Source organism: Aestuariibacter sp. A3R04 (assembly GCF_018860805.1).
GTDB lineage: Bacteria > Pseudomonadota > Gammaproteobacteria > Enterobacterales > Alteromonadaceae > Alteromonas.
On record NZ_JAHKQR010000016.1, the window covers coordinates 151,324 to 170,805 of the forward strand.

General features: G+C 45.5%; 13 protein-coding genes. 5 read left to right on the top strand and 8 right to left on the bottom strand.

What is annotated here, in order from left to right; all coding sequences use genetic code 11:
- Positions 1 to 117: 117 nt before the first annotated feature.
- Positions 118 to 4,032: a response regulator gene (locus KO518_RS17745; protein WP_216027195.1), complete on the bottom strand. Its 3,915-nt coding sequence runs from the start codon at positions 4,030 to 4,032 to the stop codon at positions 118 to 120.
- A gap of 59 nt (positions 4,033 to 4,091) precedes the next feature.
- Between KO518_RS17745 and KO518_RS17750 the strand changes: the two genes are divergently transcribed.
- Positions 4,092 to 4,274 (top strand): hypothetical protein, encoded by a 183-nt coding sequence (locus tag KO518_RS17750; RefSeq protein WP_216027196.1) that lies wholly within the window; start codon positions 4,092 to 4,094, stop codon positions 4,272 to 4,274.
- On the opposite strand, the gene KO518_RS17755 is transcribed toward KO518_RS17750, so the two are convergent.
- Positions 4,275 to 4,778 (bottom strand): HAD family hydrolase, encoded by a 504-nt coding sequence (locus KO518_RS17755; RefSeq protein ID WP_216027197.1) that lies wholly within the window; start codon positions 4,776 to 4,778, stop codon positions 4,275 to 4,277.
- Between the two features lie 11 nt (positions 4,779 to 4,789).
- On the bottom strand, positions 4,790 to 5,458 hold the full coding sequence (locus tag KO518_RS17760) for a GntR family transcriptional regulator (protein ID WP_216027198.1): 669 nt from the start codon (positions 5,456 to 5,458) through the stop codon (positions 4,790 to 4,792).
- 342 nt (positions 5,459 to 5,800) lie between these two features.
- On the opposite strand from KO518_RS17760, the gene KO518_RS17765 reads away from it, so the two are divergent.
- Positions 5,801 to 8,521, top strand: a complete 2,721-nt coding sequence (locus KO518_RS17765) for a TonB-dependent receptor (RefSeq protein ID WP_216027199.1) — start codon at positions 5,801 to 5,803, stop codon at positions 8,519 to 8,521.
- Between the two features lie 76 nt (positions 8,522 to 8,597).
- On the opposite strand, the gene KO518_RS17770 is transcribed toward KO518_RS17765, so the two are convergent.
- Positions 8,598 to 9,878 carry an MFS transporter gene (locus KO518_RS17770; protein WP_216027200.1) on the bottom strand — a complete coding sequence of 427 codons (1,281 nt, stop codon included), beginning with the start codon at positions 9,876 to 9,878 and terminating at the stop codon, positions 8,598 to 8,600.
- A 15-nt stretch (positions 9,879 to 9,893) separates the two neighbouring features.
- A complete protein-coding gene (locus KO518_RS17775; RefSeq protein ID WP_216027201.1) occupies positions 9,894 to 11,048 on the bottom strand; it encodes a mandelate racemase/muconate lactonizing enzyme family protein in 1,155 nt (384 codons plus the stop codon).
- Between the two features lie 100 nt (positions 11,049 to 11,148).
- On the opposite strand from KO518_RS17775, the gene KO518_RS17780 reads away from it, so the two are divergent.
- From KO518_RS17780 to KO518_RS17790, 3 genes are all read left to right on the top strand, one after another.
- On the top strand, positions 11,149 to 12,921 hold the full coding sequence (locus tag KO518_RS17780) for an arylsulfatase (protein WP_216027202.1): 1,773 nt from the start codon (positions 11,149 to 11,151) through the stop codon (positions 12,919 to 12,921).
- Positions 12,918 to 14,453: a sulfatase-like hydrolase/transferase gene (locus KO518_RS17785; RefSeq protein ID WP_371742356.1), complete on the top strand. Its 1,536-nt coding sequence runs from the start codon at positions 12,918 to 12,920 to the stop codon at positions 14,451 to 14,453. The genes KO518_RS17780 and KO518_RS17785 overlap by 4 nt, the downstream gene beginning before the upstream one ends.
- Positions 14,454 to 14,938: 485 nt before the next feature.
- On the top strand, positions 14,939 to 15,226 hold the full coding sequence (locus KO518_RS17790; protein ID WP_216027203.1) for a YebG family protein: 288 nt from the start codon (positions 14,939 to 14,941) through the stop codon (positions 15,224 to 15,226).
- An 88-nt stretch (positions 15,227 to 15,314) separates the two neighbouring features.
- On the opposite strand, the gene KO518_RS17795 is transcribed toward KO518_RS17790, so the two are convergent.
- The 3 genes from KO518_RS17795 to KO518_RS17805 all read right to left on the bottom strand — a co-directional run bounded on the left by KO518_RS17795 (position 15,315) and on the right by KO518_RS17805 (position 19,313).
- Positions 15,315 to 16,895 carry a PAS domain-containing methyl-accepting chemotaxis protein gene (locus tag KO518_RS17795; protein WP_216027204.1) on the bottom strand — a complete coding sequence of 527 codons (1,581 nt, stop codon included), beginning with the start codon at positions 16,893 to 16,895 and terminating at the stop codon, positions 15,315 to 15,317.
- A 251-nt stretch (positions 16,896 to 17,146) separates the two neighbouring features.
- A complete protein-coding gene (locus KO518_RS17800; RefSeq protein WP_216027205.1) occupies positions 17,147 to 18,172 on the bottom strand; it encodes an ATP-binding protein in 1,026 nt (341 codons plus the stop codon).
- 52 nt (positions 18,173 to 18,224) lie between these two features.
- Complete coding sequence (locus KO518_RS17805; RefSeq protein ID WP_216027206.1) at positions 18,225 to 19,313, bottom strand: methyl-accepting chemotaxis protein; 1,089 nt, start codon at positions 19,311 to 19,313, stop codon at positions 18,225 to 18,227.
- Positions 19,314 to 19,482: the final 169 nt, after the last annotated feature.

Genomic DNA, 19,482 nt, shown 5'->3' on the forward strand with positions numbered 1-19,482 from the left:
ACTAGCTGCCTATTGGCTCAAATACCAACTGTTCACAAGGTGAACTTAGGATAAGAAAGGTCAATCGATCGGTAGCATCTTTTAAAATTCCATCCTAATTGTCTTCAACAAAACACTCTAACTTTGTCGGTTTCTCAGCGGATGTTTCACCGGTTGCAACTTAGGTTTGTGGTTTGCTTTCTGGTATTCTGTTGGTGTTAGCCCGGTATTTTCCTTAAAACAGCAACTAAAATAAGATGGTGTAGAAAAGCCGCTGTCATAAACAACCCGTGTAATTTGTTTCCCCGCTATAAGCATTTCTTTAGCTTTCCTCAGCCTAAAATCCCTTATCAAGTCAGAGAAGCCGGTTCCAAATACGTCACTTATTTTTCGGTGTAATTGCCGTTCACTTATTGCCAGATTCTTAGCTAGCTGTAGCTTGGTAAAACGCTCTTCTGAATAATGAAGTTCCAGTTCGTTGAGTACCGCAAAATAGAATTTTTGATTTCTTTCAGTCACGTGGTCAGGCACCATTTGACAAGCTTCGTGCTGCGTTTCCGTTGCGTCTTTACTTCGCAAACTGCGGTTTCTGTCGATTAGGTTCCGAATGCGAAGGCGCAGAATATCCGCGTGCACGGGCTTAGTCACGTAGTTATCAATAGAGGCCTCAAGCCCCTCAATCTCGCTGTCTGAATCCGACAAACCCGATAGCATTATAATAGGTATATGTGACGTTAGATCGTTATTACGCAACGCTTTAGTTAAATCTGTTCCATCCATAACAGGCATTTTGTAGTCAGCAATTACTAGGTCAGGTACAATGTGCGCGGTAATTTCCAGGGCGTGTTGCCCGTTCTCTGCAAGTAGACATTTATAGCGATCACTTAACATGCTTTGAAGATATAAGCGCATCTCCTCATTGTCATCCACAATTAAGACAACAGGCTTTGACGTATCTTCATTATCTTCATTATCTTCATTATCTTTATTATCTTTATTATCTTTATTATCTTTATTATCTAACCCATCATAGTCCTTTACTTCTGGTTCCCGAATGGCAACTTTCTTCAATAGTTCTCTTCGGACATTTCTATTTTTCATCGTCAGTGCTGGCAGAAATACACAAAATGTTGTTCCTTTGTCGATGGCGGTCGACACATTTATCCATCCGTCATTTGCCAAAACCACCTCTTTGACCAACGCAAGACCAACACCAGACCCTTTGCCATCTTCACCAAATCGAACGTACCGTTGGTACATTCTAGCGACTTGTTGTTCAGACATTCCACGACCATCATCTTTCACAAGGATACATAGATGCAGATCCTTCTCAAATATCCTTACTTCGATATTGCCTTTAGATGACGTGTATTTAATTGCATTCGAAACTAAATTACTGATGATTCTTTCCAATGTACCAGCACGCAGAACAATTTTGATTTTTGTGTCACATTTCCATTTAAGCTTTTTACCCTTTAGTTCAGCCAGCGCGACCATATCAAAAAGAAGCCTGCTGCAATCAGCTTTAGCGTCATACTCCGAATGAGAAATTTCCTGATTTTTCTCAAACTTTTCGATTTCCATCATCTCTGTGAGAATGTCTTCAATATTTCTGGCGTTCCTTTCAATTAAATCTGCTTTTTCAATAACCTCGGGAGACGTAATCATTTCTTTAATTTGTGCTATCGGTCCGAGTATAAGCGACAGAGGCGTTCTTAATTCGTGAGAAAGGTTTGTGAATTGTTTTTGCTTCCGTATTAACATTTGCTTAAGCGAATCATGAGTTTGAGATAGTACGTGATTCTTTTCATCTACAAGTTCACTCAAGTAAATAGCCTGCTCTCGAACTCGCCGCTGATAATTGAGGTAAATTAGCCAGGAAAAAAATGCAACGATAACAGAGAAGGACAGCAGAGCTTGCCAACTCTGCCACCACGGTGGCAATACTCGAATTTTTACTGTAGTCACTGGTTGTTCGGCCTGGCTTCTTGGATCTGATACTCTAAGATGAATAGTGTGCTCGCCTGGTGAGAGTTTCGGAAAGTTAATATCCGCATTCGGAGAGTTTATTAACTCCCATGTATTTGTAGTTTTGTCAACGACGTACTCGATACCCAAATCCAGCTTATTTATGTAGTCATTTGTAAATGCAACTATATTTAAAATGTCTCTACCTTTTTTTACGGCATAAAATTTTTTGGTTTCATCTAAACTTATAAGATTTCCGGTTGCCTCGTTTCTTACCTCAATTTGAACGTGTGTTTGTCTTCTTCGTCTTTTTTCCTCTCGTAACTTGAAAGTGTCACTTTGAATTGCATAGTCAAAATTATCTCCTTTTATCAATGTTTTATTATCAATAATTGCTATACCAAAATACTCAAAATCTACATCCTTAATTCCATCAGAACTACTAAGTTCCTGCCAATAAGAATAGTTACTATCATAATAAAACAGGCCGGAATTTGTCGCTAACCATAGAACACCATTGCTATCTATGGCCCCAGCTCTGATGTACCGTATATTGCTATTTCCCCCTACGGAAATCTTGGATAGCTCTGCTTCTGACTTGGTAATATGCCAAACTCCCGAAGAGCTAGAACATACATATAGGCCGTTATCACCTGAAGCAAGGAAGCATGTAAAGTTCGAAGAATGCGGAATGGTTACCTCAATATCTTTCCACACAAATTTAGACAACTGTGAATATATTCGGTTTTCACTAGTTAATAGATAAATTTGCCCTTCAGGATCAACTGCAACATCTACAACTGTGCTCGGAAGTTCAAATGATTCGATGTCATCTAGCGCTTCGTCCTTCACTACAAGTTTTTGATTGTTATTGTGTCCGTACAATACCAACCACTTTTGATCGACATACGGAATAAGTAATTGTATGTCCTCCTTGCAGAGAAACCGTGATAGCTTTGATTTTTCGTCAAGCACTTTTTCACATGCTCGTTGAATTTGCTGGCGGTATAATTTTGATTTTACTTTCCCTGCAAAATTATTTTTTTTAATCAATTGATTTTCAAGAAAGTTTAGTTCTCTAGACAAGTTAATAGCATCAAAATACGTAGGAGTATAGATGAGCCCCTTTCTCGAACTGGTTAGAAGAAAGTCCTCGTAAATTGTTTCAGCAAAACCTGTCAGAAAACCTACTTTCTGAGAATTCCATAGCCAACCATCCCATGTAACGTTGTATAGTGAGTTGTTTTTTATTTCTAAAATTTGGTTCGCTATTAAAAAAATGCTGTCATTTTTCTCAGCGATAGAAATAGGATTAGTAATCCTTTGTTTTGATTCATAAAATTTTTTTGAATCGAAGAGAGCTGATCCAATGTATAGACCTTCAGGGCCAGCGATATAGTACTTATTTTTATGCTCCTTAACCATTGAAACGGAGGAAAGATCTGGCCACAGATCTTCGATTTGATATTCCGATATTTCCAGAGCGGTACTTCGCATTGAAACTAACAGCAACCTGTTCTTTTCAATGACAACAAGTAGGTCATCAATTTTTGACACGTAGGGTATTTCATCAAAGTCCCTATCAGTGAAGCCTTTGATAGATTTCACGACCCTATAAGTTTCTTTATCAATAATCAGCAGACTTCCAATTGTCAGAACGGCTAAGTAATTATCGAACTCTAAAACTCGCCACGAATCTTTCAACCTCGGATCTATATCTAACTTATTCCACTTATTACGTCTGGTAAGTTTGTAGAGGCCATCTGCATAAATACTAACCCAGACACCACTGCCGTAGGAGGATTCCAAATCCGAGATATAACCATTACTCTGAACTGGTAGGCTAATTTTCTCGGTTATATTTCCCCGTAGTACAAATATTCCATTTTCTGCACCCAGCCAAATTCCATCTTCTCGATACAAAATATCTCGGATAATGCCTGTAGCTTTCCCGTCAAAAATACTATTGGAATTATCCCAATAGTAAGCTGCATCAGAAAATTTACTCAAGGTGAAAATAACTATTAAAATTAGGCCATTAATCAAAAATGGCACTGTATTACAAGGGAATATCCTTCTTTTCATAGCAATGTCCTTTTGCTTTGAAATAATCTAAGCGTACTTGAGAAAGAGGAGACAAGTATATGAGTACATTAGATTTAAAAAAAATTCAAGAAATAGATATAAACTTGTACAAAGAAGTAAACGGAGGAAATATCACCTACACAAGTGACGAAAAAATTCCTAAAGAATATAGTTATTATATTGAAAAGAAAAAGTTGTATCCCGACGTGCCAGAGCTTCCAACTTGGCCCAAGCCCGACTAATCAAACCAACAACCACTGCATCCCGGCATTCTCGGCAGCTTGTTGGTCGTAAATGTAGTCGCCTACATACAGCAGGTCTGCCGGGGGCAGTTGCCATTGTTCGGCTATCATCAGCAGTGCGGTGGGGTCGGGCTTTGGCGGGGCACATTCCCGGGTTAATACCGTGGTAATGGGAATGCCGTTGTTGTGAATTTTAATGGCCGTGGCTTCCTTGCAGTTGCGGGTAACTATGGCCATGGGCAGTTGGGCTTGTTGTACCCGGGTTACCATGGCTTTGCCATTGTCGAGCCAGTTAGCGGTGCGGGCGTCGTTTAGCTCGTGCTGTAAAATGGCGTTGTGCGCCTGGGTTTGTTGCGCCTTGGTGGGCAAGGTATCGATAAACGCAAGAATATCCTGGCCAGGCGGGCAGCCGATAGCGGCGCGCATTTTGGTAAAATCCAGGGCCGATTCCACCAGCGTGCCGTCTAAATCGAATATCACGCCTTTAATGCCGGTTAGGTTCATGGGTTGCCTGATTAGGTAAGCGACCGCCCAATATACCTCGACCAGTACTTATTGCTCGACATTAAATGGTTTTCCATGGCCTGAAGCACTTGTTCTACGTCGCGGGTTTTAAGGGCCGCCATGATTTGCTTGTGTTCTTTTATACTCTGCTGAATGCGGTTTGGATTTAAGCTTACATTAGAATGCATGGCCATAATAGTCAGACGCTTCTTACACCACATATCTACCGCGCTTTTGTTGTAATGCTTGCTGTACATTGTCCAGTGAAACCGAGTGTCTAAGCGCCGGTAGGCCAAATCGTCAGCATCCGCCATATCGGCAAGTAGCGCTTCTAGTTGCTGGTAATCGTCGTCGGTGTACTCTTCTACAAAAAAGGCCATTAAATACGGCTCAATGAGTTGCAGAATTTCCAGTTCGTCACGCATATTTGCGTACTCGAATTTCGCTACCCGGGCACCGCTATTGGGTGCAATGGTAACAAAGCCTTCCCCCTGTAATTGCTTTAACGCTTCCCGCACCGGTGTAATACTGGTGTCGTACTTTTTTGCCAATGCAGTGGTAACCAGGCGGTCGCCACTGACATACACGGCATTGGCAATGTCGTTTAAAATTCGTGAATACAGCGAGTTGTCATCTGCGATCAATACCGATTTAAACAACTCAGAATTTGTCTCTTGCATTCGTTGCGTTTCTCTCTTGTGCGTCTTGCTATATAAGCGCTTCGGTCAACTCTACCAACTTAGTTTACAGAATAATAGCACCGGTTTCTCTAGAGCATGTCAGGCTTTTTAGTGTCTTCGCTTGCCGTTGCAACCCACCGCTTTCGCCACTTTGCCTTATAAAATCTTCCAAAAATTAACAAACTCAACATTGATTTAACAAAAATTATATGCAATCTTGATAGCGATTGCATACAAAAACATTAATTTTATATTAAGTCAATGCGTGTGTTGCAGCAGTCTAGCCTTAACGGGTGTGTGCAACAGCCAACAACCTTCGACACATTAAGTGAGATTAAGGACATGAAAATAAAAACACCTCCATCATTGGTAACTGGCCTCAGTGCCCTATCGCTGTTTGTTAGCGCCCAGCTGTCTGCACAGTCACAAACCGACAGCGTCACCGCCGAGAACGACGACACTGAAGTTATTCAGGTAGTGGGTATTCGCTCCAGCTTGCAAGAAGCCGTGGCCACCAAGCGCAATGCGTCGGTAATTGCCGATGTTATTAGTTCCACCAACCTTGGTCGATTCCCCGACGAAAACGTAGCCGAATCGTTGCAACGTGTTACAGGCGTGCAAATTCAGCGGGTACGTGGCGAAGGTTCTCGGGTGAGCATAAGAGGCCTTCCCCCAGCGTTTACCCTTACTACATTGAATGAGCAAAATATTGCCTCAGCGTTTGCGCTAGATTACCTTGAAAATGCATCGCGGAATTTTGAGTTCTCAGCCCTGCCGTCGGAGTTTGTCAGTTCCCTGGAAGTGCACAAAACCCCCATGGCATCAATTCAGGAGGGCGGTTTATCAGGTACCGTTATCGTGCGAACCCATAGCCCGCTACAACTGGGCGAACGCAAAATGGCATTTTCTACTCAGGGAGCCTATGAATCGAATTCCGGCGATATTGCCCCTCGCATGTCGGGGTTCTACTCAGATGTGTTTGCAGACAACACCATTGGCGTGAGTATTGGTGCAGCTTACACCGAGCGCAATGCTGAATCGCACTCATCACTGAGTCGTGGCTTTCGACACTCGAGCGATTTCGTGCAAAACCTGCTGTTGTTAGAAAAATTTACAGAGGAAAAAGAGCGTTTGAGTTTAAGTGGGCGCGTTGAGTTTAAACCCATGGATACGCTAAAAGTGTATGCTGACGTATTTTACACCGAGCTCGACAACCTTTCCATTCGCAGCCAATCCGCCTATAACTTTGGCAATACGTACCGTAATATTTCTGATACCAGTGCCGAGCAACTCATCGCCTCTGGTACCACACGTGAAGATGTCAATGGCGACCTTATTACCACTCGCGCAGAAATGACCAACGTAGAGGTACGCCCGGGTGGACGTTTTCAATCACGGAAAGGGTCAACCACGTCTTTTGCGCTGGGCACACAATACGACCTAGACGAATGGACACTAAAAGCCGAATGGAACCACTCTGGCTCAGACCAGCTTGCTGATGGGTTAAACGTGCTTACACGGGGATATATCAGTCAGGCGGGTTACGATTCCACCGTGGGTGATATCACCTCATTGGTATTGTCAGAGACAGCCAGAAATGAGGTGGCAACCCCCGACAACTATGAGTTTTTGAGTTTCTTCGGTGAATTCGGCAGTAAAATAGAAGACAAAATTGACAGTATCAGGTTCGATGCAACCCGTTATTTCGATTCAGGCTTTTTAACTGCTGTTCGATTTGGCGCACGCTATAGTGAGCAGGAGCAACTGGGTATTTCACGTCGCCTTGATGTGAACCGCGACGATTTTGCCCGCATCATGAATTTGGATACTAACGATAACGGCGGTTATGAAGGTGCACCTGTGATTGAGCTTACTGGAGCTGGCAGTGGTGATTTCCTGGGCGCTTACAGTGGCGCGGCATACTTCCCCGATACGTTTCTTCACACCCGTACCCGCGATATTGTTGAATCGTTCAGCCGCAGCGAACTATCTGCCATGGGGCAGATAAGCGAGAATGAAACAGGCGCCATTGATGCCAAAGAAGATATTTTCTCGTATTACGTACAAGCAGATTTCGCCATGCTCGACGACCGGCTTACAGGGAATATTGGCGTACGCGTGGTAGATACCGACCAAACCACGCGAGGCATTGCGCCAGACCTGTCGGCCATTACATTTCAGCCCGACGCCGGTGCGCTTATTACTATTCCAGCCGGTGAGCCTATCGATGTAACGCGCAGCTACTCAGATGTATTGCCCTCGCTAAACATCAGCTATGAAGTGCAGGATGATTTGATAGTGCGATTCGCCGCTTCTAAAACCATGGCACGGCCAGGACTCGCTCAAATATCACCTTCAACCACGGCGAGTAACGTTCCCCCAACAATTAATCGGAACAACCCATACCTTGATCCATTTCGCTCAAATAACCTCGATGCCTCCGTGGAATGGTATTTCGACGACTCCTCAATTCTGTCTGCCACCTTGTTTAGTAAGCACCTTGAGTCGCTCATTGAGCAGGAAACTCAAAACGAAGATCTGGAAATAATTGAAGTATCGTCAGACGGTTCTCAACGCAATATTACCGAAGAATTTATCATCAACTCTTTGGTCAATGGCGATGGCGTCAATTTGCGCGGTGTAGAGCTTACCTTCCAGCACAGTTTTGATAACCTGCCAGGACTTTGGAGCAATACAGGCGCACTCATCAACTACACGTATATTGATAATTCCGAACCCGAGAAAGTAACCGGGGCATCAGAAAACAACTTCAATGTAAGTGGTTACTATGAAGGTGAAAAACTGTCGGTCCGCTTGTCTTACACCTGGCGCGACAAATATCTGCTGTCAGCGGGTGAACAGGAAGGCTTTGGTCGATTTGTGAAAGCAACGGGTATTCTGGATGGCAACATCACCTATAACGTAAACGACAATTACTCAGTCGTTGTTGAGGCCATTAACCTGCTTGATGAACCTACCGCGTCTGTGGATGGCAATGGTTTCCCTGCTATTTATGAAGACAATGGTCGCAGAGTGTTATTTGGCATAAAAGGTAACTTCTAACCCACAAAAAAGCCTTCATTATTTGTCGCTTTTTAGGTGACAAACAATGAAGGCAACCACATGCTCTTTTCTTACTTTATTCTTTCACTTCTATTTGCTGCACCTTACCCACTAAGAACAAATACGCACAACACCCGGTTAATGCCAGCACAGCGATGAATAGCAATGCAGGTTTAAAATCGCCACCACTGACCAGCAACCCAATGATGAAAGGCACAACAACAGCCGACAACCCGGCAATAAAATTAAAGCAACCACCTATCAAGCCTACGTGAGTTTTCGGTGCAATGAGGGACACAAATACCCACGCAATAGAAGCCAGTCCATTACCGAAAAACGCGATAGATAAGAATGCAATAACCCAGAAAGTATCGTCAGTATAATTAGCCCCTACAATACTCATTGTGAGTAACATGCCGGTTATAACCGGTGCTTTTCGGGCGATGTCTTTCGAAACACCCCGACGCGTGAGGTAATCAGAAGTAAAGCCTGATGCTAACACACCGACAAAAGCCGCTAAAAAAGGAATAGATGCAAGGAAACCTGACTTGATGAAATCCAGCCCACGGTATTCCACAAGATAGGAGGGAAACCAAGTGAGGAAGAATATTAACGTGCCACCGAGGCAAAACTGCCCAATGTAAATACCCCAAAGCTTTTTGTGGCCGAACGCGAGTTTCAGGTTACTCATGTTCAACTGAATACGCTTGGCTGCTTTTGTTTCGGTGTCAGGCCGCACACCTTGCGTGATATGCGCCAACTCCTCAGCGTTTACGTTTTTATGATCTTGTGGGTCGCGATAGAACACGTACCAGATAGCAGCCCAAAGAATACCGATAATACCGGATACGATGAATAGTCCGCGCCATCCCACCCACTCCTGAATGCCTACCAGTACGGGCATCAAAAACGCCAGACCGATAAACTGCCCTGAAGTGTACACCGCAATGGCCGACGCGCGTTCGCTCTCAGGAAACCAAGATGTCACTATTTTATTGTTACAAGGATACGAAGGCGCTTCAAATACCCCAATGGCCATTCTGCAGCCAAGTAATGCTGCCAGTGAAGTAACAAACCCCTGTACCAGGGTAGCCAGCGACCAGGCAACCAGAATAAACGGGTACAGTACACGTGCTTTTACTACATCTACGGCAATACCGCCGGGTATTTGTAAGATAGAGTATGTCCAACCGAAGGCTGAAAAAACCAGACCCATTTGTACAGCTGAAAGAGAAAGCTCATCAGACATGGCAGACGCTGCAACAGAAATGTTAGTGCGATCCATGTAGTTAATGACCACGCTGATAAAAATAAGTAGAAGGATGTTGTATCGCTTGTGGGTAGCTTTTGTTGTCATTGTTGATTGTCCTTTTTACCAGTTAGTGTAAGAGCCATCGGGTTTGTGAAGTCTTGGCGGCTCCCAATAGGAAAACGACCGTGTTTTTACCAATGCTTCATTCACGTCTATGCCCAAACCCGGCGTGTCACTTACCTTAAATACATTGCCTTCCACTTTCGGGCGATGGGTAAAGTAATTGTCGTAATCAGAAACATCGCCGTCGTAGGGTGTCAGCTCTAACCAGGATAAATTATTGATGGCTGCACAGAAGTGAATAGAGGCGGCAGCGCAAATAGGGCTAAGGGGGTTATGTGGCATCATATCGATGTAATTCAGTTCACAGAGCGAAGCAATTTTCATGGCTTCGGTGAATCCACCGGCATTACAAATATCAATGCGACCAAACTGGGTAAGCCCCGAAGTCACGTAGGGCGCGAAATCCCACTTGCTCGTGAGTTCTTCACCAATGGCAAATGGTGTATCTATCATTGTGCGCAGTGCAGCATAAGCTGATGGACATTCATCGCGGATGGGCTCTTCAATAAAATCAAGGGTGCCGGGTGGCATGCGTTTTATAAACGACACCGTTTCAGGCACGCTTAAGCGGTGATGGTAATCAATACCCAGCACCACGTCTGGCCCTAGCACGCGCCGCGCTTCGGTTAAACATGCACTGGTTTGAACAATAGACTCACGAGGGTCAAAACACGTTCCCTGGCCAGGCTGGCCGTGCTCTCCGGTGGTAATGCGCAGTGCCTGCCAGCCTTGCGCTTTAAATGCCGATAGCTCATCGATAAGCGCTTCGCCCATGGGTTTGATGCTGGTAATAAACAATGGAATAACGTCTCGTTGCTTCCCTCCCAACAGTTGGTATACAGGCACACCCAGAGATTTCGCCACCAAGTCGTGTAAAGCTATGTCTACGGCAGCAATGGCAGCCGCGAGTACTCTGCCGCCTTCAAAATATTGCCCCCGGTACATTTGCTGCCAAATGGCGCCAATATTGGCCGGGTTCTGACCAATCAGAAATTGCTTAAAGTGGTCGATGGCACCTGAAACTGCCAGTTCACGCCCAGACAAGCCCGACTCTCCCCACCCGTACACCCCGTTGTCCGCTTCCACTTTTACCAAACATACATTGCGAAAGCCCAACCAAAAACAGTAAGTTTCTATCTTAGATATTTTCATTTTAGTTACATTTTTTACTTTAGATTAATCAGATTATATGTAATCCTATTTAAATTGCATACATTTAATTTGGATTAAAATTAAATCGGTGATGAATATCATGATTAGAAAACAACTTACTCAACGCTTCTGTACCCTTTTATTACTGTGTTTTGCGTCGCTCGTTTCTGCAAAGCAACCCAATATCGTTATCATGCTTACCGACGATCAGGGTTATGGCGATATTGGCATGCACAACAACCCTCACCTCAAAACGCCCAATATCGAGCGAATAGCCAAGCATGGGATGGAAATGAAACATTTCATTACCTATCCAAACTGCTCGGCTACAAGAGCCGGGTTACTTACCGGCCGCTATCCCTATCGCACGGGTGTTACCGCCGTCACGCAAGTTGACCATTTCATGCGCGGTGACGAAGTGACTTTGGCGGAAGTGTTAGCGGAAAATGGCTATAAAACAGGTATATTTGGAAAATGGCATTTGGGAGACAACCACCCTATGCGGCCCACTGACCAGGGCTTTCAGGAAGCACTTGTTCATAAAGGCGGCGGTATTGGGCAGGCTGCGGGGCCAGCTGGTAACACCTACTTCGACCCTATTTTAGAACACAACAATGTTTCCAAGCCCTATGATGGATACAGTGATGACATTTTCACTGAAGCGGCCATGGCATTCGTGGAAAACAATCAATCGTCGCCCTTCTTAGTTTATCTGGCTACTAATTTGCCCCACCTGCCTTTGCAAGTACCCGACGATCTAGCAAAACCATATCGCGACATGGGTTTGCATGAAGACAACGCACGGGTATATGGCATGATATCGAGTATCGATTACAACGTAGGTCGGGTTCTCGATAAACTCGATGCGCTCAACCTTACCGACGACACAATAGTCATTTTCATGTCAGACAATGGGCCACGACACCGACGCACGAAAAACGACAGTATTCCTGGTCGTTGGACAGCAAACCTTAGAGGAACAAAAACCAGCGTATACGATGCAGGTATTCGCGTGCCTTTCTTCGTGCAATGGCCGGGTAACATAGCTCCTGGTTCATCAACCGCGCAAATGGGTACCGTGATTGATTTGTTCCCTACGCTGCTTGATGCAGCAGGCGTCAAAAACACGTCTCCCGCACCAATAGATGGGCAAACACTATTACCTCTGTGGAAAAACGATGTGGACTCCCTCGAAGACAGAGATTTCTTCGTGCAAATGCACTACGGCCCGACGCCATTTAAATATATGCATTTTGCTGTCCGTACAAACCAATATAAATTAGTAAGTCCTCACGATTTTCCTCACGGTATTGTGCATCAACCAACCGACCACGAATTATTTCACGTATTGAAGAATTTGGAGTTATACGATATTCGACACGATCCCAGTGAACGGGTAAATATTGCAAGCGAACACCCAGACATTGTCAACGCCATGTTGGAGCGCTATGAACAGTGGTTTGACGACGTTACCGAAGAGCGCGATGCAGCAGGCATTGAAAGAATTAGTATTGGTCACCCCGCGCAACCTATAGTCAGCCTCTCTCGCTTCGACTGGGGTGGGCCAAGGGTTATTTCACGCTTCGATTACGGTGGTCCACGTGTGGTGGAAGACAATCAACTCGGACACTGGCAGGTAAACACACATGCTGGCGTGTACGACATTCGTCTCGATCTTCCCGAGTTGCAATCAGATGGTGAAGCCCACCTTAAGTACGGCAACGTGCATTTGACGCTACCAGTCAAGAAAGGACAGAAAACCGCTACATTTGAGCGTGTTGAGCTCCCACGAGGGCAAGGTAATCTGCACGCCTACATCAAAGCAGGCCGGTTACCTGTGGGCCCACTGTTTATGGAGGTAACCAAATTGTGACCAACCTTTGTTTATCACGATGTTTAGCGCTGCTGACTTTTTTGGCTTTTGCTCACACGTCCCAAGCAACACCCAGTGAAGCAACTGTGCAAGAAGCGGAAAAACCCAACGTACTGATACTTATGTTTGACGACATGCGATTTGACAGCTTTTCGTACCGAGGAGGTCCTGTACACACCCCTAATATCGATGCATTAGCGGCTGAATCGACCCGTTTCGACTATGCAATGAGTACCACAGGACTGTGTTCCCCTTCGCGAGCGGCATTTTTCACCGGTCGTTGGGGACACAAAACCGGCCTAGACGATAACGTTGAACTTTATCACTCCAGACAAACCGCTCTGTCGCCATCGGAAGGTGGATTACTTAAACGCGCCAGTGATAGTGGCTACTTCGTAGGTTATGTAGGAAAATGGCATTTGGGAGCACAGGGCCCGCGTTTACGCGGGGCGGATTTTGTCACCGGTAAGTCAGAAACTGACGCAGTCAAATACAAACCTCGTGTGCCTAGAGACAGAGAGCAGGGCATACTGCGTTACCAAGCTGGTCTGCTTGATGAGAATGATGAAAAACATCAGTATTATCAAACCCTGCCAGGTACGTTCGACGACACCAAAGCGGCGGAGAAAATGCGCAATGGTCAACAGATGCTCCGTGAAGCTGCCCGGGACGGCCGTCCTTTATTCGGTGTTGTGAGCTTTAATCAGCCCCATCCGGCCTACAGGGTGCCAGAGCCCTATGCCAGTATGTTTGACCCTGACACTCTCACGTTGCCAAAAAACCACCTCGCCCCGCGTGTCAACAAACCCATGGCACAAGATGGTATTTGGTGGCCGTGGCACGATGTAAGCCATATGACAGAAAAAGACTGGCGTCAGTCCAGGGCACACTATTACGGCGCCATCGCCATGGTCGACCGTATCGTCGGTGAACTGATAAGCACCGCAAAGGAAGTAGGCATTTACGAACAACTGCACATCGTTTTGCTGGGCGACCAGGGAAGTATGATTGGTGAGCATGGCTTATTTGACAAAGGGCCTTACGCCTATGACGAACTCATGCGTATACCACTTCTCATCCGCAAACCCGGCGCAACACCTCGCGCTATAACCCGTCACGTCTCCATGATAGACGTTGCCCCTACACTAGCGGAATGGATGCAACTCGACAATGATGGAGACGTAGACGGAGAATCGTTAAACCCGCTTATCGAACAAGGTAATCGTGCCCGAAGTGACGCTGACGATCATGCCCTCTATGCCTATGAATGGTATAACGGCGCTTGGTTCGGAGTTCGCGCTATTCGCAACCATCAATACAAGTTTGTCTGGTATCCCAGCGATGAAATTGATGAGTTGTATGACCTTAAAGCAGATCCCTTTGAGCTTAACAACCTGGCGAACAACCCCGAATATCGCCACACAGCCATACAAATGCAAAACCTCATGGAGCGGGAACTCGTCAGAATCCATGATCCAGCAGTAGAGAAATTAAGATTTCAAAAAAAGCGCTACTTACAACAACCAAAATAAGTTGGAGCGCGGACCCTCTCTACCCTTACAGACAATAAAAACACGGAGTATGCTCCTGGCCCGTGGTATATCGCCGCAAAAGGTGCGCCCGCGTTAGGCGCCACTTTTCCTGCGGTATACCCTTGGCCGCCATACCTGTGTGCTACTACTGTAGCGCTGATCAATGGAATCAATACATGCCATTAACTCAGCGTTACCGGTACTTTGTCAATCGCCATCAAATACACTATTTCTTACCGTGAAATAGCCTTCCTCCAACGCGATAAATGTGACGGTAGGTTTTCAATTCGTAAAGCATTGAGGTCCAAATCTAGTTCCGTGTATTCCTGTGCCGGAGACTCCAAGACTCCACCCCACGATGCCAGCCTGAGCCGCTACAGGAATCATTCTCAACATAGTTCAAAAAACAGTTGCCTTTAATACTGTTTATTTATACAGTATTTGAGCATTCAGTAACAATTAAATTTTAAATCACGGAGATCACTATGGCGATTACAGTGCAGTATGTTGTTACACACAAAGGGGCTGAAAAATTGGTGACTACAGATAAAAAAGAGGCCGATCAATACGATAAGATGCTCGATACGGCTGATAATCTGGCAGCCTACATCAACGCTAAGGGCATTAAGCTGGAAGAAGATGTCATTGAAAGCTTGTCAGTGATGCTGGCGAAAAACAAAGACGCCGTTGCCAAACTGCTAAAAGGTACTGCGGCAGAAACACTGTTGGAAGCGGAATCAGCCGATGTTGTTAAACTACAGGCAAACAGCTAGTTATTGCACCATGGGGCGGTGCGCTTAAGCTGGGGTAGTGCTACTCACCACCCCAACCGGGTTTGTGTTAAGCAAGTTTGACAATTGCTTAAAGCTCACTGCGCTTATTGGTGAAGCGGGTAATTACAGAGTGCACCTGGTTCACGGTATCGCGTAATCTCATGCTAGCAGTGAGCGAAGCTTCAGATGCTTGCTGCGTGTCTTTCGCACCATCGGCAATTTCGACAATTTGTTGGCTTATATGATCAGCCACCGAGCTTTGCTCGTCGACAGCAGATGCCATTTCAACGGTTTGGTCTGCAATTACGCTCACCGCCGTATTGATTTCAGCCAGTGTTTTCCGGGTGTCTTCCACTATACGTGTGCCTTCTTCTGCTGAGGCCAATCCGTCGTTCGATACGCGTACTGCCCGTTCTGAGCGTTCAGCCAGCACATCAATAATATTGTGAATTTTGTCGGTAGATTCCCGTGTTTTTGATGCCAGAGAACGCACTTCATCGGCGACCACGGCAAACCCACGCCCTTGCTCTCCAGCCCTGGCTGCTTCGATGGCTGCGTTTAATGCCAGTAAGTTGGTTTGGTCGGCAATGGTAGAAATTAGGCTGGCGGCTTCGCCAATGTCGTTAGTAGACTGCGCCAGTTCTTGAACAGTATTGGAAATTGATGCAACGGCTTCTTTTAGTGCGCGAATGGCAGAGAGCGCTTCATCGGCCTTTTCGTTTCCGGCTTCCACGTTTAGTGAGGCAGAACGGGCACTCTCAGCATTTTTTTCAACCCGATCTGCAACGCTTTGAATAGTGGTCGACATTTGATGGACAGCAGATGCAATCGCCTGCGTGGCCTGATTTTGCTGAAGTACCGCAGCACTGGTGATCTCCGCCTGCTCGTGGGTGGTATTAGCAACGTCGTTTAACCCATCAGCAGCATCTTCTATTCTGGCCAGCGCGGTACGTGAACGGGCCAACTCACACCCCAGCACCAATTTCGCTCTGGAACGGTTGCCGTAATCGTCGAAGTAAGTCTGCGACACCACAGGGTTGGAAAAGCTATTAGGAGAAATTCTTAGCATGTCCTGCCATGAGGTTTTGGTTTTCGCTGCCATCCACAGCCCGCATACAGTAAAGGCTACCGCTGTTGATACAGCCGCTAACGGGCTACCAAGTGTAGCAGCAAGCGCAGATGCTGGTATACCCAACACAAGCACAGGTAAATAATCTTTGATGTAATAGAGCGCCATCTCACCAGCAGAAGTACTCGACTTTCCTTCGCGTAAACGTTTATAGCGATGTTCTGCCCGTGCAATTTGTTCTTTACTTGCCGGCACCCTAACTGACTCATAACCAACGATCAGGCCCTTTTCAAACACTGGTGTCACGAATGCAGAAACCCAGTAATAATCACCGTTTTTACAGCGATTTTTTACCAGCCCCATCCAGATATTTCCCGCTTCCAGTGTTTTCCACATTTCGCGAAACACTCCAGGTGGCATATCAGGGTGACGAATGATGTTGTGGTTCTTTCCGATGAGTTCATCGTAATCATACCCGCTCACCTCTTCAAACTGCTGGTTGCAGTGCGTAATCACACCCCGTTTGTCGGTGGAAGAAATAAGTCTGTAGTGATTCGGGATCTTGTATTGTGTTTGTGTAACGGGCTGGTTATTACGCATAAATTCTCTCGTACCTGTTAATATTCCTTACTTCATGACTGCGAACACAATGGAAGAAGGCCACTATAACCCTCGTACAATTATATACTTTAGGTTAATTGATGTTTATTTATGCAATCATATACTGTATGGGTTGGGAAGACCGCGCCTATAATATAGCAAATTGACCGTTGTAAATTTATAAATAGTTATACACGATTATAATTCACGCGAAAAATTGACGGACATCAATAAAAACAGCCGGGTGGACACTACTGAATTGGAAAATTCAGTGTCACTGTCGTTCCTTGCCCGTCTTGACTATCGATTTGCAACCAGCCATTTTGTACTTCCATTAACGCTTGGGCCACCGACAGCCCCAAGCCCGTTCCTTCCCCAGGTGGTTTAGTGGTAAAAAACGGGGTGAATATAAGTGGCAAATGTTCCGCCTTGATACCGGAGCCGGTATCGTGAATAAACAACTTAACCAGCCCGGGTAAAACGGCAAACTTCACACCAATGATACCCTTGGGTTTGCATGCATCTATAGCATTCTCAATAACTGCATCAAACACCTGTTTCACCTGTTTTTGATTCACCAACACTTCGGGCGCATCACTCAAAGAGGATACGTCGAGCGTCACACTTTCAGGGAGTGAACGAATACACTCTGCAGTGCAGTAGTCAACGAGTGCTTCCAGAGTAATGAAGTCTTTTTCGGTACCCACCGGAGAAGAGAATATCTGAATAGAAGAAACAATCTCGGCAATGCGGTTTACCCCCTCAAGAGAAGAGCGCTCGATGTCCTCAAGCATTTCTCTTATATCTGACAACATGTATTTAAGTTCAATATCGAAGATCTGCCCGCTAAGCTCACTTTGCTGTCTACTAACGGTGTTTTTTACTTCGTCCCAGGCATCAAATACGTCTTTGAGCATGTAGCCCTGAATTTCGCAATTGCTTTTAATAAAACCAATGGGATTATTTATTTCATGAGCAATACCTGCGGCCAGTTGGCTAAGCAGAGTCATTCTATCCACCATGTTTGCATGCTGGTCTATAACTGGTTTTTCCGCGAGGGTGTCAGCCGTTTCCTGAGGGAGTTGTGCGAGCAGGTTGTGATAAATAGCACGGGTTTCACTTAGGGCCTTGCGCAGGTTCTGGTTGGCCAAATAGGCGTCGCGGGAATAGTTATTGAGCATATCTTCAGCCGCCGTACGTGCCAGTTGCTCGCGGCTGAGTTTTCGTTGAAGCACCGCTATTTGATGCTTCAACTTTTCGATTTCTTCACTACTCACACTCTTCCCCATTCACCCGATCGAATGGCGACGACAAAAATGTGTGCACTCACTAACGGGTTTGTTCGGCTATTCTATCAAGTAAAGTCAGCACTTCGCCACTGGCTCGCTCCATTGCCTCAAGTAAGCGATCAGCTTCCTCTTCGTTGCCTTGCGCCGCTGCTTGCATCGCCTGAACACCAGCTCTGTGTACTTCAGCATGCTGCTTTTCCAAACGCTGGAAGGCATCTGAGCGTCCCATCTCGCTGTGCATGTTCTCACGATACCATTGACCCAAACGGCATTGGGTATGATCTGCAAAATCGTTGGGTTGCTTACTGCTCTTACCACACAGTACTGCATAAACCTCACTTTTCCAAACAACATGGTCAAGTTTAACGGTTTGCAAAAAGGTTTGTAGTGATGCGTCGTTAATAGTGTCTTTCATGCTATTCGAATAGCTCACCATTTTTTCATAGTTCGCATTCAAGCCACCTATACCGGTGGATAATTGCTCGTTGTTTTCCTGCAAGCCACTCACCACACCTACAGCTGCTCGGGTCGACTGAATAATTCCCTGTACCAGCTCGGCGACTTCACTGGCCGATTTGTTTGTTTCGTTGGCAAGGGCTCGAACTTCATCGGCCACCACACTAAAACCACGACCGGCATCACCAGCACGCGCGGCTTCAATAGCTGCATTCAGGGCTAACAGGTTGGTTTGATCGGAAATACTGGTGATGGTGGCCACAAATTTATTGATGTTATCTGCGGTGTCAGACAACCCGGAAATACGCTCACTCATTTGGCCCATTTTGCTATTGAGAAGATCCATATCTTTCAGGATATTACTCAGAGTATTTGCACTTTCATTAAACAGTGTACTGATATCACCAATATGTTCTTTTTCTTGGTTAATGTTCATAAAGGATTTCAGAACGGTTTCACGAATACCTGCTACCTGCTGAATAGAATCGAGCATAGATAAGGTTACACCGTTAAAAGTACTACTTGCGGTTGCGGCAGATTCGCTGGCGCGAAGATTGGCTTCGGCCAGCTGTTGCTCAAGACCTTGTACCTGGGCTTCCAGCGCCCTGTTTTCCTTGGCCAGATTTCTATTTTCATCTTGTATTGCTGTTAGCGAAGATTTAAGTACAAACATGCGTTCCTCTGTGATTCCCGAGCTGGTTTCTTACAACCTTACGCTCAATCAATTAGTAATGTAATTATCATTATATAAGTACGATGTGTTTTCACCCCACCACCGCCATACCACAGTAAAGTGATAATTTACTTATCGGCAGCCAACCCCAAAACAATAAGCTACCCAG